Origin of the sequence: Massilia oculi, assembly GCF_017582745.1 — a bacterium.
Classification (GTDB): Bacteria; Pseudomonadota; Gammaproteobacteria; order Burkholderiales; family Burkholderiaceae_D; genus Telluria; species Telluria oculi_A.
This window is the reverse complement of record NZ_JAFVIM010000010.1, coordinates 36,247-51,100: the sequence shown is the minus strand read 5'-3', so window position 1 is coordinate 51,100 and position 14,854 is coordinate 36,247. Positions and strand designations below refer to the sequence as shown.

The 14,854-nt window shown below is 67.5% G+C and carries 17 protein-coding genes; 6 read left to right on the top strand and 11 right to left on the bottom strand.

Annotated elements, in window-relative coordinates:
* Positions 1 to 43: 43 nt before the first annotated feature.
* Complete coding sequence (locus J3U95_RS13375) at positions 44 to 1,405, bottom strand: hypothetical protein (RefSeq protein ID WP_208279075.1); 1,362 nt, start codon at positions 1,403 to 1,405, stop codon at positions 44 to 46.
* A 314-nt stretch (positions 1,406 to 1,719) separates the two neighbouring features.
* On the opposite strand from J3U95_RS13375, the gene J3U95_RS13370 reads away from it, so the two are divergent.
* Positions 1,720 to 3,219: a sigma 54-interacting transcriptional regulator gene (locus J3U95_RS13370; RefSeq protein ID WP_208279074.1), complete on the top strand. Its 1,500-nt coding sequence runs from the start codon at positions 1,720 to 1,722 to the stop codon at positions 3,217 to 3,219.
* On the opposite strand, the gene J3U95_RS13365 is transcribed toward J3U95_RS13370, so the two are convergent.
* Both J3U95_RS13365 and J3U95_RS13360 read right to left on the bottom strand, forming a co-directional pair.
* Entirely contained in the window at positions 3,193 to 3,600 is a 408-nt protein-coding gene (locus tag J3U95_RS13365; RefSeq protein WP_208279073.1) for a hypothetical protein, read from the bottom strand. The genes J3U95_RS13370 and J3U95_RS13365 overlap by 27 nt on opposite strands.
* Positions 3,601 to 3,644: 44 nt before the next feature.
* Positions 3,645 to 5,825, bottom strand: a complete 2,181-nt coding sequence (locus J3U95_RS13360) for a serine/threonine-protein kinase (protein WP_208279072.1) — start codon at positions 5,823 to 5,825, stop codon at positions 3,645 to 3,647.
* Positions 5,826 to 6,162: 337 nt separating this feature from the next.
* On the opposite strand from J3U95_RS13360, the gene J3U95_RS13355 reads away from it, so the two are divergent.
* Both J3U95_RS13355 and J3U95_RS13350 read left to right on the top strand, forming a co-directional pair.
* Positions 6,163 to 6,747, top strand: a complete 585-nt coding sequence (locus tag J3U95_RS13355) for an RNA polymerase sigma factor (protein ID WP_208279071.1) — start codon at positions 6,163 to 6,165, stop codon at positions 6,745 to 6,747.
* Positions 6,744 to 7,214 (top strand): hypothetical protein, encoded by a 471-nt coding sequence (locus J3U95_RS13350; protein WP_208279070.1) that lies wholly within the window; start codon positions 6,744 to 6,746, stop codon positions 7,212 to 7,214. The genes J3U95_RS13355 and J3U95_RS13350 overlap by 4 nt, the downstream gene beginning before the upstream one ends.
* Here J3U95_RS13350 and J3U95_RS13345 read toward each other — a convergent pair.
* Positions 7,211 to 7,423 (bottom strand): DUF4287 domain-containing protein, encoded by a 213-nt coding sequence (locus J3U95_RS13345; RefSeq protein ID WP_208279069.1) that lies wholly within the window; start codon positions 7,421 to 7,423, stop codon positions 7,211 to 7,213. The genes J3U95_RS13350 and J3U95_RS13345 overlap by 4 nt on opposite strands.
* 100 nt (positions 7,424 to 7,523) lie before the next feature.
* The gene (gene sugE, locus J3U95_RS13340; protein ID WP_208279068.1) at positions 7,524 to 7,844 is read right to left on the bottom strand and encodes a quaternary ammonium compound efflux SMR transporter SugE; all 321 of its coding nucleotides are present in this window, start codon (positions 7,842 to 7,844) and stop codon (positions 7,524 to 7,526) included.
* 106 nt (positions 7,845 to 7,950) lie between these two features.
* Here sugE and J3U95_RS13335 point away from each other — a divergent pair, with 106 nt between their 5' ends.
* Together J3U95_RS13335 and J3U95_RS13330 are read left to right on the top strand one after the other, a co-directional pair.
* On the top strand, positions 7,951 to 8,853 hold the full coding sequence (locus J3U95_RS13335; RefSeq protein WP_208279067.1) for a LysR family transcriptional regulator: 903 nt from the start codon (positions 7,951 to 7,953) through the stop codon (positions 8,851 to 8,853).
* Positions 8,854 to 8,989: 136 nt separating this feature from the next.
* The gene (locus J3U95_RS13330; RefSeq protein WP_208279066.1) at positions 8,990 to 9,409 is read left to right on the top strand and encodes a hemerythrin domain-containing protein; all 420 of its coding nucleotides are present in this window, start codon (positions 8,990 to 8,992) and stop codon (positions 9,407 to 9,409) included.
* Between the two features lie 4 nt (positions 9,410 to 9,413).
* Here J3U95_RS13330 and J3U95_RS13325 read toward each other — a convergent pair whose 3' ends face one another.
* Positions 9,414 to 9,863, bottom strand: a complete 450-nt coding sequence (locus J3U95_RS13325) for an RrF2 family transcriptional regulator (RefSeq protein WP_208279065.1) — start codon at positions 9,861 to 9,863, stop codon at positions 9,414 to 9,416.
* Between the two features lie 147 nt (positions 9,864 to 10,010).
* On the opposite strand from J3U95_RS13325, the gene J3U95_RS13320 reads away from it, so the two are divergent.
* A complete protein-coding gene (locus J3U95_RS13320; RefSeq protein WP_208279064.1) occupies positions 10,011 to 10,637 on the top strand; it encodes a LuxR C-terminal-related transcriptional regulator in 627 nt (208 codons plus the stop codon).
* Between the two features lie 116 nt (positions 10,638 to 10,753).
* Here J3U95_RS13320 and J3U95_RS13315 read toward each other — a convergent pair whose 3' ends face one another.
* The 5 genes from J3U95_RS13315 to J3U95_RS13295 are packed head-to-tail and all read right to left on the bottom strand — an operon-like array spanning position 10,754 to position 14,798.
* Positions 10,754 to 11,311, bottom strand: a complete 558-nt coding sequence (locus J3U95_RS13315; RefSeq protein ID WP_208279063.1) for a hypothetical protein — start codon at positions 11,309 to 11,311, stop codon at positions 10,754 to 10,756.
* Positions 11,312 to 11,314: 3 nt separating this feature from the next.
* Positions 11,315 to 11,959, bottom strand: a complete 645-nt coding sequence (locus J3U95_RS13310) for an SCO family protein (RefSeq protein ID WP_208279062.1) — start codon at positions 11,957 to 11,959, stop codon at positions 11,315 to 11,317.
* Entirely contained in the window at positions 11,937 to 12,530 is a 594-nt protein-coding gene (locus J3U95_RS13305) for a c-type cytochrome (protein ID WP_208279061.1), read from the bottom strand. The genes J3U95_RS13310 and J3U95_RS13305 overlap by 23 nt, the downstream gene beginning before the upstream one ends.
* Positions 12,527 to 13,129 carry a cbb3-type cytochrome c oxidase subunit II gene (locus tag J3U95_RS13300; RefSeq protein WP_208279060.1) on the bottom strand — a complete coding sequence of 201 codons (603 nt, stop codon included), beginning with the start codon at positions 13,127 to 13,129 and terminating at the stop codon, positions 12,527 to 12,529. Before J3U95_RS13300 ends, J3U95_RS13305 begins: the two co-directional genes overlap by 4 nt.
* Before the next feature lie 10 nt (positions 13,130 to 13,139).
* Positions 13,140 to 14,798 (bottom strand): cbb3-type cytochrome c oxidase subunit I, encoded by a 1,659-nt coding sequence (locus tag J3U95_RS13295; protein ID WP_208279059.1) that lies wholly within the window; start codon positions 14,796 to 14,798, stop codon positions 13,140 to 13,142.
* Positions 14,799 to 14,854: the final 56 nt, after the last annotated feature.

Sequence of the window (14,854 nt, the reverse complement as noted above, 5' to 3'; positions counted from 1 at the left end):
TGACGAGCGAAGAGAGTGAAAAAGACGCCGTGCTCGATCGGGCTCACTTGCTCTTACCCATGCTGATCGGCACCACCGCGATGACCTTGGGCGCGTTGGTGTTGTCGGTGATGGTGATCGAAGTCTTGTCGGAGGACATCTTCACATCCTGGCTGAAGCTGCTGGCGCCTTGCGACATATTGGCCTGGGCGCTCCAGCAGAAGCCGCCGATGGAAATGCTGGCCGAGCTGTTTTGCGACATCCGCGAATACAAGGCCTGGATGCTCTGGGTGTCCGAGGTCAGGGTCACCGAGGGCTTGAGCACCACCAGCAGCTTGCCGGCGCGCAGGTTCAGCATGCCGTCGGGGCCGAACAGCTGCTTGTTGGCCAGGGCCGAGGTCGGCGAGACCTGGTCGTAGAAGTCGGCCACGATGCTCGAATCGAACCAGGCGCCGGGGGCGATGGAAAACAGTTCGGCGGCCTGTGCGGTATAGGTCATGGTCATGCCCTGGACCAGGCTCGTGTAATCCTGGGCGTCGCTCGATTGCGAATACGAGGTCGAGGCCGAGCCGCCCCAGAAAAACGCGTCGTAGGTGCCGGAGGCCGAGACGTCCAGGAAGTTGCTGACCACCAGATTGCTGCTGTTGGAATCGTCGAGCTTGATGGTCATCGAGATCTGCGGCGGCGCGCTGCTGGCCAGGGTCTGCAGTGCGCTCACGTACCAGTCATTGAGGCCGGGAGTGATGACGTACGCCGGCTGCAGGTTACCCGATGCATCGGCGACGCCGTTGCCCGACGCGGGGCTCAGCACCACTTTGGCCTGGGCGCCGGAAATGGTCTGGTAGTCCGGGCCGCCGACCTGCGCCAGGGCCTGGTTGTACAGGGTAACCTGGGCAGCGAGCGCGTTCTGGGCGCTGGTGATCACCTGATTCCAGCCGTTCGCCTGGTACCACTGGGTATAGGTGGACTGGGCCGACGGCGGCAGGCTGGACTGGGCCGTGTTGAAGGCGGCCCAGGCGGTCACGCAATTGGTGTTTGCAGTCGACAGTGCCTTCTGGGCAGCGGTGACCTTGGCCCCATAGCCATCGGCGATCTGCTGCAGGGCCGGATTGCCGCCCTTGAGAGCGATGGCGAACAGGAAGGCCTTGTACTGGTCATAGAAATTCATCGACGACGGCGCATACGACGGCGACCACGCCGGCATGACGTTGGACCAGTTCTCCAGCCCGGCTACCAGGGTGCTGCCCGGCGTTGGCGGGGTGCCGGCGGCTGCGGGCAGGCCGGTCACGTCCATATACTGCCAGTCGGCGTTGGCGAGCCCGCCGGTGGGCATCAAGGTTGCCGGGTCGAGGCCGGCCCCGGCGCTCGACGAATTCAGTCCCTGGACGAATTTTTGCCACATGATGCTTGCTTGATTGACAGACATGATCGTTCTCCAGAAAGTTGCGAGGACTTCGTGTGTTCCCCAGTGGTTGGAATGGGCCGGCGTCAAGCTACCGGCCTGGATGGTGCGGCCGCCAGGCGCGGTCCGCAGGCCATCTATCGCAAGGGGTGTGCCAGCGCCGCGGGCAAGGCTTGTGCGCGCATGAAAACGCCATTTCATGCGCGGGGCATGCGAACAGGGCCTTATGTGGCTGGTTTACCGCTGTCGGCATTGTCAAGGAAGTGTAAAATTGACTTCCCGTTTCCACGCCATATACACCGCCAGGGACCCGGACATGGCCGCTGTGAGGATCGCGCATGCATGAGCTCAGTGACTCCCGTACGCTGACCGCGCCGTTGATGCATGCGGACGGCGCCGCCAGCCGTTTGCTGACCCTGACCATCCTCTGGCATCCTGACTCGTCCCGCATCGGCGAGCAGTGCATCGCCGGCGCGCCCGGCGGCGTGCTGGAGCTGAGCCGCTACACACCGCTGTTCAGCCGTCCCGGCGCCGAAGGCTTGCCGCTCGGGCATGGCAGCATCTCGCGCGAGCCGCTGCGCATCGCGCGCATCGACGACGGCGTCTCGCTGCAGGCGCCGCTGAGCCGCATGACCACCGAATTGAACGGCCGCGAGATCGGCGCCAGCGTGGCGCTCGACCACGCCGACCTCGAACGCGGCCAGGTGATCGCGCTGGGACGGACCGTGCTGCTGTGCCTGCACTGGAGTACGGTGCTGCCCAAAGCGAACGAGGTGCAGGGCCTGCACGGCGTCGGCAGCACCGCCGTCATGCTGCGCGACCAGGTCCGCATGGTCGCCCGCAGCGATTTGCCGGTGCTGCTGCTAGGGGAAACCGGAACCGGCAAGGAAGTGGTGGCGCGCGCCATCCATGCGCTCGGCGCACGCGCCGGCGCCAGGCTGGTGACGGTCAATATGGCGGCCCTGAACGAGTCGCTGGCCGCGGCCGAACTGTTCGGCGCCGCCAGGGGGGCCTACACCGGCGCCCTGGGCGAGCGCAAGGGGCTGTTCGGCGAAGCCAGCGGGGCGACCCTGTTCCTCGATGAAATCGGCAACGCCCCCGCCTGCGTCCAGCCGATGCTGCTGCGGGTGCTGGAGGGCGGCGACTATCGGCCGCTGGGCGCGGCGCAAGAGCTGCGCTCGACCGCGCGCATCCTGGCGGCGACCGACCAGCGCCTGGATGGCGCCCATTTCAACCAGGCCTTGCTGCGCCGCCTGGAAGGCGTGGTGATCCAGCTGGCGCCGCTGCGCAGCCGGCGCGAGGACATCGGCGTGCTGATCCAGCAACTGTATCCGGCCGACGATGGCCGCGTGGACCTGCCTTGCTCGCTGGTGGCCGAACTGGCGTGCTACGACTGGCCGGGCAATGTGCGCCAGCTGGCGCGCGTCCTGCAGCGGGCCGCGCTGATGGTCAAGGGTGGCGTCACGCTGCGCTTCGACCAACTGGTGCAGGCGCTGCCTGCGGCCGATGCCGGCAAGCGCGCGCCGCGCCGCAAGCCATCCGAGCTGAGCGACGATGAGCTGGTCGAGGCGCTGGCGCGCCACGGCTGGATCCTGCGCAGCACCGCCGAGTTCCTCGGCATCTCCCGTCCCAGCCTGTACAAGCGGCTCGACCGGCACCCGTCGATCCGGCGTGCCGAAGGCATCGAGCCCGGGGAGATCGGCCGTGCCTGGGCCGGGGCACAGGGCGATGTGGAGCGCTGCGCCGCGGCCCTGAAGACGCTGGCCGGGCCGCTGCGCCGCCAGCTCAACAAGCTGGGCTTGCTGGAGCGCTCACGCGCGAATCGAACCGACCTGTAGTTCCGGATCGGGCACGAAATAGAACGAGGTGCTGCTGTCCCCGTGGGCGACGGTGAACGCGATGCTGAATCCCCACAGCCCGGTCGACGTGCCGACCTTGAGGTTCATCGACTTGCTCAGGTCGATCAGCGAACCTTCCTCGAACGGCGCGCCCTTGGTCTTGTCGGACTGGGAGCCGGACAGCAGCACGGATTGCACCACGGTGCCGCCACCGTCGTCGGATTCGGGCTGGAAGGAGAAGGCGATGCTGTCGCTGGTGTACACCTTGCATGTCTCGATGTCGTCGGCGCCATCGAATTTCCAGCGGATCTGCCGGTCGGCCTTGCTGTAGTAGACCTGGAAGGTATGGTCGGTTGGGACTGCTTGACTGACGTCGCTCATGGTCATGCCTTTCTGGTGGGTGGGAAATGGAGTGGGCCGGGCGCTCAGGGACGGGGATAGCGCAGGTCACGCCGCAGCGCGACCAGGTCGGGTTCCGCGTCGATGAAGGCGGCGGGATATCCCAGCCGCCGGGCGCTGGCGATCGACGCCAGGGCCAGCTCGCGCTCGCCCAGCAGTTCACGCGCCAGGCCGGCGCGGAACTGCACGTCGGCGCTGCGGGGCGCGAGCTTTGTAGCGCGCGCCGACAGCTGCATGCCCGCGTCCCGGTCGCCGCTGCGGGCGGCGTACAACCCCATGCGCGAGACCAGGGTCGCATCGTGCGGCGCGCGCTGCAGGATGGGCGCGAGCAGGCGGCGCGCCTCGCCGTAGGCTTGCCTGGCCTCGGCTTCGCGTCCCGGAATCCAGAGCAGGGTATCGGCCAGGTTGGCCCAGTTGAGGTATTCGCCCGGCGCCCCATGCAGCGGCGACACCGCATGCTCGAAGGCGGCGGCGGCGCCGACGTAGTCGCCGCGCAGGAACAGCGCGTTGCCGAGGTTCCCGTACAGGGTGGCGCTCGGGCGCACCTGCAATCCCTGCTGCAGCACGCGCAGGGCCTCGTCGGCGCGGCCCTGGCGCAGGAGGGCGGCGTTCAGGTTGGCGTAGCCGGTGACCGCGTCGGGCTGCAGGGCGATGCTGCGGCGGAAGGCTTGCTCGGCGCCGGCGAGGTCGCCGCGCTCGTAGAGCAGGCTGCCCAATTCGTCGACGAACACGCGCTCGCGCGGAAAGCCGGCCTGGGCCAGCCGCAGCGTCTCGAATGCCTGCGCATCGTGCCCGGCGTGGCGCAGCAATTGGGCCTTGCCGTACCAGGCGAAGAAATCGGCCGGGTCGAGCTGGAGCGCGCGCTCGAAAGCCTGCCCGGCGCGCTCGTACTGTTTCTGGCTGCCCTGCACCCAGCCCAGGGCGATGTGCGCCAGCGCCAGCTGGTCGTTCAGCTTCATGGCTTGCTGGGCGCTGGCGTCGGCCTTGCGCAGCCAGACCTCGTCCTGGGTGTCGCCGCGGTAGCGCAGTGTCTGCACCAGGGCCATGCCGGCCACCGCCGCCGCATGGGCGCCGTCGCGCGCCAGCACCGCGCTGAAGTGACGCTCGGCCGCGTCCAGGTTGCCCGGGCGGTCGAAATTCTTCAAGGCGGCCAACCCCCGCTGCATCTCATGCGCCGGCGAATGCACCGGCACGGGCGCCGGCGGATGGACTGGCGCCGGCGCCGCCGAATGGACCGGCGCCGGCGCCGCCGAATGGACCGGCGCCGGCGCGAGCCGCCATGCGCCGCCCGCCAGCACGACCGCCACCAGCACGGACACCGAACCCTGCCAGCGGCGGCGCGGGGACGGGGACGGCGGCGGATGCGGATGCGGCGCCTGCAGGTGCGCGATCTCGCCCAGCCGCTGCACCACCTGCGCCATGCTCGGCAGCCGCTGCGCGGGCTGCTGCGCCGTCATGTCCCTGATCAGGGCCACCAGCGGAGCATCGATGGTGTCGGGATAGTGCCAGCTGGCCGAGCTCGACTGCATGTGCGCCGCCGCCAGCGCCAGGCCGCTGAGGTGGCTGTGCGGGCGGGATCCTGCCAGCAGTTCGTACAGCAGCACGCCGACGGCGTAGATGTCGCACAGTGCGTCGGCGCGGTGTCCGGTCAGGCGTTCCGGCGCCATGTAGGCGATGGTCCCGATCGGCCCGGTCGATTCGACCGCGCCGGTGGCCAGAGCGTCGCAGCGCGAGGCCAGGCCGAAGTCGAGTATCCGCACCTTGCCGGATGGCTCGATCATCAGGTTGGAGGGTTTCAGGTCGCCGTGCACCAGGCCTGCCGCGTGGGCATCCTGCATGGCGGCGGCGGTCTGGCCGATCCAGTCGAGCGCCGTGGCGCGGGCGATGGGGCTTTTCTGGGCCAGTTGCCCGATGGTGCGGCCGTGCACCAGCTCCATCACGATCGATGCGCCGGACGCATCCTCTTCGATGGCATACACGGTGACGAACGACGGGTGGTGCAGCGACGCCGCCATGCGCGCTTCATGCAGCGGGTCGGCGTGGCCGCCCGCATGGGCAGCGCGTTCGATGCGCTTGATCGCCACCCGGCGCTGCAGCTTGTTGTCCCAGGCTTCGTACACTTCGCCATAGCCGCCGGCGCCGAGGTGCGCGCCCAGTTCGTAATGGCTGGGAAGCGGGCTGTTTGCCGGGGGCGCCTCCGTTGGCATTGCGCTGAAAGAGCAGATCCTTGCGATCATGGACAGGGTCGGATTCCGGAGTATCGAGGTCAAGATGCATGGTACGGAAAACCGGCTCGGGGGAAAGTTTTGCCAGATGGACTGTTGATTTTTATCAAAAGCCACCGTTTTCAGGGCATGCGGCCAGTACCGATGTCTGTCCTGGCGTAATACTGCCGAGTGCGATGTCGACTCGGTTTAATATCCGAACACGTGGCGGGAGCCTGGAATGAACCTTTTGCGGGCATGGCCGACTACAGGAGCATGATCGCCGGCCGCTGGCTGCGCATCGCTCCCTCCACCGCTCCCCGCAGCCAAAGGACATGCCTTGGACAAGTCGACCGATTTCATCCAGCAACAGAGTAGCGACACGCGCGCCGATGAGTTGCTGGTCGTGCGCTGCCAGCTCGGCGAACGCGCCGCCTTCGATGCGCTGGCGGCGCGCTGGTACCAGCCTCTATGGCGCTACGCGCGCAACCTGACCGGCAACGATGCGGCGGCGGACGACGCCACCCAGGACATCTGGGTCGGCGCATTGCGCGGCATCGACGGCCTGCGCGACGGCGCCAGGTTGCGTTCCTGGCTGTTCGGCATCGGCCACCGGGTCCTGATGAGCCGCCTGCGCAAGCAGTATGGACGTCTCGAGTGCGCCGACGCCGTGCCCGACGACAATCCGGCCCCGGACGAGCACGAAACCATTCTTCACGAACTAGCGCTGAGCGTCCTGATGGACGAACTGGGCCGCCTGCCGCTGCTCGAGCAGGAAGTGCTGACCTTGTTCTACCTGCGCGAGCTCAGCCTCGACGACGTGTCGCAGGTGCTCGGGATCCCGCCCGGGACCGTCAAGTCGCGCCTGCATCGTGCCCGCAAGATGTTACGTCAACACCTAGACCGTAAAGGAGTCCGCGCATGACCACCTCGCCGCTTTCCACGCTGTCCGACCAGGAACTGTCCGTCAAGGCCCGCGCCGGGCACGTCGCCCTGTTGCTGGGCAGCTTGTGCATGAGTACGATCACCGGATCGCTATGCCTGACCGAACCCGGCTTGCCGGAGCGCACGTCGATCGCCTTCGCGGCGCTGACCGCGATGGGCCTGTGTTGGGCCGCCTACGCCGTGTACGTCTTGCGCCGGCGCTTCCGCCTGCTGGCCCTGCAGCGGGTGGTCGCGACCCGCATCGCCTTCACCTTCTGCACGGCGGCGACCGCCGGCAGCCTGTATCTGGTGGTGGAAGAGGGCATCGCGGCGGCCCGTCCGGCTTGCGCCGTGTTCGCCGTCATGACCGTGGTGGCGGGCTTCTTGCTGGCGCGGGCGCGGCGCCATTACCGGGCGTTGTCTGTGCGGAAGGCCGAGCTGGAGCGCCAGCTCGGCCGGCCGGACTAGGCCCCGCTCCTGGCCAGGTGATGGGCAACCAGGGCGTTCGCATGCCCGTGGCCCAGCGCGTGCTCGCTCTTGAGCCAGGCCACCAGTTCCATGTGCTTCATGGGCGCCTGGGCGGCCAGCAGGCCCAGCCAGTGATCGACGGGCTGGCCATATTTTTTCTCGATCGATGGAAAGTACGAGGCCGGGCCTTTGACGGGTTCTTGGGACATCTTGTTCTCCTGGGTAGTGGGGCCGCCGAGGGCAGAAACCTGGCATGCATCCCTGCGACGAATGGTGCACCAGGAAATCGACATTCTTCCAGAAAAATATTCAGGCGGGGCTGGCCAGCTTGAGGCCGACGATGCCCGCCGCGATCAGGCCGATGCAGGCCAGGCGAGCCGGGTTGGCCGACTCGCCGAACAGGACGATGCCGACCAGGGCGGTGCCGACCGCGCCGATGCCGGTCCAGATCGCATACGCCGTACCCAGCGGCAGCGTCTTCATGGCCTGGGACAGCAGGCCGAAGCTGATCGCCATCGCCGCTACCGTGCCGACCGTCGGCCACAGGCGGGTGAAACCTTCCGTGTACTTCAGGCCGACGGCCCAGCACACCTCGAACAAGCCCGCCAAAAACAAGACCAGCCACACCATGATGCTCTCCTCGAATAGATACGGCAGACATTGCCGTCGATATGCAAGGCATCTTATGTGAATCAGGATGATGGAAAAAGTCAGAAGCTATCAGTATGATTGATAGATGGCTTTCGATCTCGACCACCTGCGCATCCTGCTCGCCGCCGTCGACCACGGCTCCTTCTCCGCTGCAGCGCGCGCACTGGGACGCGTTCCGTCCGCCGTCAGCATGGCCATCGCCAACCTGGAAGCCGAACTCGGCCTGGAGCTGTTCGACCGCAGCGGCCGCGAGCCGCGGCCCACCGGGCACGCGCTGGCCTTGCTGCCGCAGGCGCGCCTGCTGGTCGAGCAACTGCGGCTGCTGAACCAGCATGCGCTGTCGCTGAGCCAGGACCTCGAACCTTCCCTGACCCTGGTGCTGGTGCCCGAGCTGATGGCCGCCGCGCCCTGGCACGACGCCTTGCGCGCGCTGTCCGACGAGTTCCCCTTGCTGGAGGTGAACGTCCTGAGCGCGGCGCAAGCCGATGCGCTGGCGATGTTGCAGGATGGCCGCGCCGACCTGGCGCTGGTGTTCGAGCGCTATGGGATGGACCCGCGCGAAGGCTTCCAGGAAGTGGCCCAGGAAACGCTGGTGGCGGTGCTGGCGTCCGATCATCCCTTGCTGGCGCGGGTGCCGGCCGGCGCGATCCGCGACCAGCACCTGCTGGGCGAGCGCCAGATCGTGATGGCCGGCCGCCATGCCGACCAGGTCGACAAGCGGATCGCCATGTCGCGCCTGCAGTGGAAGACCGACAACCCGGTCGCGGCGCTCAGCCTCGTCAGCGCCGGCCTGGGCTGGGCCTGGCTGCCCGCCGGCTTCGTGCGCGCGCCGCTGGCGGACGGCCAGCTGGTGCAAATCCCTTCCGCCAACTTCACCAACATCATGAAGCTGTTCGTCGACGTGGTGTGGGCCAACAACCGTCCGCAAGGATTGGCGGCGCGGCGCTTCGTGGCGCTGCTGAACGAGCGCCGCATCCATTCGACCTGAGGCCGGGGCGGGCCGCAGGGCTGGCCGAACGCGCTGCGCATCAAAACAAGCATAATGTTTGCATCTTTACGGAAATCGCATTACACTTGGTTAACTGCTGAGCACAAGCCTCGGTAGATAGACGAAGGAAGCGATCATGAACATCGACAGATTCAAGCATCAGCACCTCGACATCCTCGACGGCATCGACCGCCTGCGCGCCAGCAGCCAGGAGGGCGTGGCCGAGCATGCGGAAGAGATCGCCGCGCAGATCGTCGCGATGAGCGGCGTGGTGCGGCTGCACCTGGCGGTCGAGAACGACACCTTGTATCCGGCCTTGGCCAAGGGCGACCTGCGCCTGGCGCGCATGAGCCAGGCCTACCAGAACGAGATGGGTGACATCGCCGCCGACTACCTGGCGTTCGCCGGGCGCTGGAACCTGGCCAGCCGGCTGGTCAAGGCGCCAGAACAGTTCAGGCAAGAGGCGAACCGGGTGCTGCGCAAGCTGTACCAGCGCATCCGGCGCGAGGACCGGGAGTTCTATCCGGCGATCGAGGCCGGAGAGGTAGTCGCCTGAAGGCTCAGGCGGCCTTGCGCCGGTGCACCGTGACCGGCACTTCGCGCGGACGCGGCTCGGGCAGCAGGGAAGCGAGGGTGTGGCGGTCGAGTTCGGCCAGATAGGCGGCGGTGGCATTGCCCAGCACGCCCTTCAGGCCGCAAGCCTTGACCAGGCCGCAGGGCGTGCCGTTGGGGTCGAAGCACTCGGCCATGTAGAAGTCGCTCTCGCTCATGCGCACGATGGCGCCGACGTTGATGTCCTTCGGATCGTGTGCCAGGCGGAAACCGCCGTTGCGGCCACGAATGGTTTCGATCGTACCGTTACGTGCGAGCTCGTTCACCACCTTCATCAGGTGGTTTTTAGAAATGTTGTGCAGGTCTGCGATCTCCTGGATCGTCACCAGGCGACCGGGGTTGCTGCCCAGGTGCAGCAGCGTGCGCAACGTGTAATCGGTGAAGGAGGTCAGACGCATGATCGCCCAAGTATAACGCATCCGACGTAGCGCCGACCGATACCGACAGGCGCAATTTTTACATGTATTAACTTGCCGGACTTAACTTGTCGTTCCAATATGAACGAACGGGTAGCGAGCCCGACGCAGCTAAATCAGGAGTACACCATGCCTACCATTCCATCCGCCGTTCATATCATCCATACCGATCCGGTGATGACCGCCGGCCTGCACGCCATCCTCGCCGACCGCCCCGAATGGCGCGTCAGCACCCACCTGAGCCAGCCCGAGGCGCGGCAGGTGGCGCGGGTGCTGGTCGCCGACTACGACACCGGCCTCGCGCTGGCGCGCCAGCCCGAGCACGCGGGCCTGCGCCGACCCAGTGTCCTGATCGTCACCCAGCTCGACAAGGAATGGGAAGTGCGCCTCGCGATGGACGCGGGCGTGCATGGCTACGTGCTGCAGTCGTGCAGCCAGGACGAGCTGCTCAAGGCGGTCGCCTCGCTGGCCCAGGGCCAGCGCTACCTGAGCGAATCGGTGACGCGCAGCGTGGCCGACAGCCTCAGCCGCGAAACCCTGACCGGCCGCGAGACCGACGTGCTGCAATTGCTGGCCGAAGGCTGCTGCAACAAGTCGATCGCCCGCAAGCTGGGCATCGGCGTCGGCACCGTCAAGACCCATGTGAAGGGCGTGATGAGCAAGCTCGACGCCACCGCGCGCACCCATGCGGTGGTGGTCGCGACCCAGCGCGGCCTGATCCGTCCCGGCAGCGGCATCCGCAGCGCGTATAACTGAAGGACGTGGCGCTGCGTGTTCTCGACAGGCCCGCAGCCCCAGCACATCGTCGGTAGCCCGCAGCCTTCGCACGTCATTCCCGCGCAGGCGGGAATGAAGTGCGAAGGCTGCGGGCCCTACAACTTCTCCGGCGGGTCGGCGAAATGGCGTGCGTTGACGACGCACCAGGCCACGCCCAGCAGCAGCGCCAGGGTCACGAGGGCGGTGCCGGTGACGGTCTGGTCGTCCAGCAGATAGGCGTTGCACAGGCGCTGCGGCAGCTCCCGGTACAGCATGCCGGCGATCGCCATCATGGCGCAGATATTGGCGACAAAAAACAGCTGGACCACCACGTGGGCCCGGCGCAGGGCGCCCGGCAGGGCGGCGCCGAGCAGCAGCAGGCTGGCGAACTTGGCGCTGGCCGCGAGCGGCTCGAACAGCGCTTGTTCCAGCGCCCGCGGGATCATCCAGTAGGTGGTGATGAAGGCCGCCGCGGTGAAGGTCGCCAGTCCATGCGCGTCCCAGCGCGCCAGGCCCGCCGGCAGGCGCAGCCAGGGCCGCAGCAGCGCGCCGCACAGCACCAGCAGCGGCAGCTGCACCAGCATGTGGCGCAGCATCGACGCCTCGAGCGGCGCGCGGGTGGCCAGCAACACCCCTAGCAGCGCGGGGCCGCTCCAGCCCATCAGGCGCGCCATCGCCTACGTCCTTTCCGCGGCGCGCGCCAGCGCGTCGTCGAGCGCCAGGGCGGGCTCGGTATAGTCGAGGATGCGCACCAGGCGCCCGTCGCGGTCGACCACGTGGAAGGCCGCATTGTGCTCGAACTCGCCCAGCGGCGCCGGCACCACGATCACGCCGAAGGCGTCGAGCAGGCGGCGCCGTTCGGATTCGATCGGTATCCCATACAGGCGCCACACGCCGGGATCGCTGTTCATCATGCGGCCGTACCGGGTCAGCGTGCGGGCATCGTCGCGCGGATCGAAGCTGATCGTCACCAGGCGCACCTTGTCCGCCACGCCGCGCGCGCGGATCTGCTCCTGCATCTGCTGCAGTTCGCTGCCCACCACGCGGCAGACCGACTGGCAGCGCGCATAGATGAAGGTGACCAGGGTGATGCGGCCGTCGCGGGCCAGCTCGTCGGCGAGCGGGCGCGTCGCGCCGTCGGCGCCGCTCAGGGTCGCCGCCGGCAGTCGCAGCGGACGTTCGGCCACCTCGATGCGGCGCGCGGCCTCGGTCGAGATCGCGCGAAAGCCGCTGCTGCCGTAATACAGCGCGCCGCTGCCGGCAAGCAGCACGGCCAGCACGGCAAGAACGGTTGCACGGCTACTTGAAAGAGGCGAGTTCATCGTCGCCCTTCCATGGCGCCGTGCGCGCGCTGCTGGCGCTGCGCGCCTCCGCCACCAGCTTGACGTCGACGGCTTGGGCACGGTTGCCGAACTGGCTGCGGATATGGGTCAGCAGCGCCGCCATCTCGGCGTCGTCCAGCTTGTCCTTGAAGGACGGCATCATGCCGTTGTAGGCGGCGCCTTTCACCGTCAGGGTGCCGGAGACGCCATGCAGCACGATCTGCGCCAGGCGCTTCGGGTCGCCCGTCACCCATTCGGATTCCGCCAGCGGCGGGAACACGCCGGCCAGGCCCAGGCCGCTGGCCTGGTGGCAGGCCACGCACTGGGCGTTGTAGATCTGGGCGCCGTCGACCTTGGCGCCCGGCGCCGGCCCCTGCAGGGTGGCCAGGGTGCGGTGGTCGCCGAAGGCGGCGTCGTCGTTGCTCTGGGTGACGTAGATATAGCCGATGCCCCAGGCCACCAGGCCGATCACCACGGCCATCAGCGGTTTCGGGAACGGGCGCTCGCCTTCGGTCGGATCCGGGTTCTCGCGGCGCTGGGCGCGCTCGTGCTCACGTTGTTGCTCACTCATTTGCGTTCCCTCTGCGTACCCAGGGTCTCGACCGCCGGATAGGTGTGATCCAGGCCCACCAGGTAGGCCACCAGGTCGAGCGCCTCCTGGCGCGCCACCACCACCTTGCCGGCCGGCGTATAGCCGCGTGGCAGCGTCACCACGCGGTCGCCTTCGTCCGCCTTGTCCTTGACCTCGAACAGGTAGGGGTAGGCCGGCATGATCGAGCCGGCGACGTAGGCGCGCGGCTGGTACATATGGCCCAAATGCCAGTCGACGCTGGGCTGGCGCGCGCCGATGTTGAACAGGTCAGGGCCGGTGCGCATGGTGCCCAGCAGGTGCGGCTTGTCGTAGTGGTAGTCGGCCGCCACCGAGGCGCGGCCCCAGCCGCGCTTGTCGTCCGGCGCCTGGATCGGGTCGCGCGGCTGCTGCGAGTGGCAATAGATGCAGCCGTTGGCGATGTACACCTGGCGTCCGCGCAGCTCGGCCGAGGAATAGGGCTTCAGGCCCGGCGGCGGCTCGCCGTCCTTGAGCTGCATGTGCGGCACCACGACCAGCGCCGATGTCGCCAGCGCCAGCGTCACCATCGCGCCGCCCAGCAGTTTGAGTTCGTCTTGCATGGTCTTCCTTTCAGGCGGCCTTGGGAACCGTAGTGGCCTTCAGAGGCTCGTTCAGCAGCGCCGCGCCTTCGCGCGCCACGCCGCGGCGGGTCGCCATCAGCACGAAGTGGATCGCGAACACCAGGTGGCCGAGGGCCATGACGGCGCCCCCCACCGAGCGGCTCTTGAGCCAGGGGATGGTCACGTTGACCGAATCCATGAACGGCTTCGCCGCGTCCAGCATGGCCAGGCCCTGCAGCCAGCCGCCGATCGACAGGCCGACGAAATAGATGCCGAAACCGACCACCACCAGCCAGAAGTGGAGCGAGATCAGGTTCGGATATGGCCACTCCCAGTCCATCACGCGCGGCATCACGAAGTACACCGCGCCGAACATCACGAGGGTGAAGAAGCCGTACAGGCCGAGGTGGGCGTGGGCCACCGTAAAGTGGGTGAAGTGGGCCACCGTGTTCACGCTGCGCAGCGCTTCGATGGAGCCCTGGATGGAACTCAGGGTGTACATCATCCCGCCCAGGACGATGAAGCGCAGCGTGGGCGAATCCCACAGGCGCCTGAAGTGGCCCCGCATGGTCAGGTGCTGGTTGATCGAGAACGCCAGCACCGGCACGATCATCATCACGCTCTGCACGATCGACAGCGTGATCAGCCAGCCCGGCACTGGGCCGCCGATCAGGTGGTGGCCGCCGACCTGGCCATAGAAGAAGGCCAGCGACCAGAAGCCCACCAGCGACAGGTTGTACGACTGGATCGGGCGTCCGATGATTTTCGGCAGGAAGTAATACACGCAGGCCAGCGCCATCGGCGTGTAGAACAGGCCCAGCACGTTGTGGCCGAACCACCAGTTCATGGCCGCCTGCTGCACGCCGAAGTGCATCGCCGGCAGGTTACCGACCAGGAACAGGGTGGGGAACCAGAACAGCGCCGCGCCCATGTACCAGACCGACACGTACAGGTGGCGCACGGTGCGCGCCTGCAGCGTGTAGACCAGCGGCAGGCCGACCAGGGCGCCGCCAAGCACGAACAGGATGTCGACCTGCCACGGTATCTCGAGCCACTCCATGCCGTCGCTCAGACCCACCGCGATGCAACCCAGGCCCGCAATCAGGCCCGCGTTCCACACCATGGCGCCGGCGATCGCGTAGCGCACGCCGACCAGCGGCGTCTTGAGCAGGCGTGGCAGCAGCCACATCGCCAGTCCCAGCGCCGCCATCGGCGCCCAGCCATAGGCCACCGCGTTCAGGTGGATGGTGCGCATGCGTCCGAAGGTGAGCCAGGCCTGGTTCACCAGCAGGTCGGGCTCGTGCAATTTGATGGAGCTGAGCAGGCCCGCGGCAGTCGCCACCAGCAGCCACACGACGGCGCAGGCCAGGAACAGGAAGGTCACGAGCGAACTGGAACGGTCGGCCTCGACCCGCGCCTGCAGTTCCTCGTTCAACTGCCGCGCCTCGTCCTCGGTGAGAGGCGGCGCGGCGTCGTGCGCGGCCTGGGCGGCGGCTTGTCTCGGCGTGGCGGCGGGGTCGTCGCTGCGGCCGATCTCGCCTTCCGAGAAGATGGTGCGGGCCGCGGCGGGGCTGGCCTCGAACAGGCGGTTGCGCAGCGACCAGATGAAGATCGCCAATCCCGTCACCGAGAGGATGAACGAGGACAGCAGGATGGTCATGGTATTCATGGCGGGTCCGGGCGAGAGAAGGTCGGCCCAGGCGCGGGTGCGCAGGCCGTAAAAAG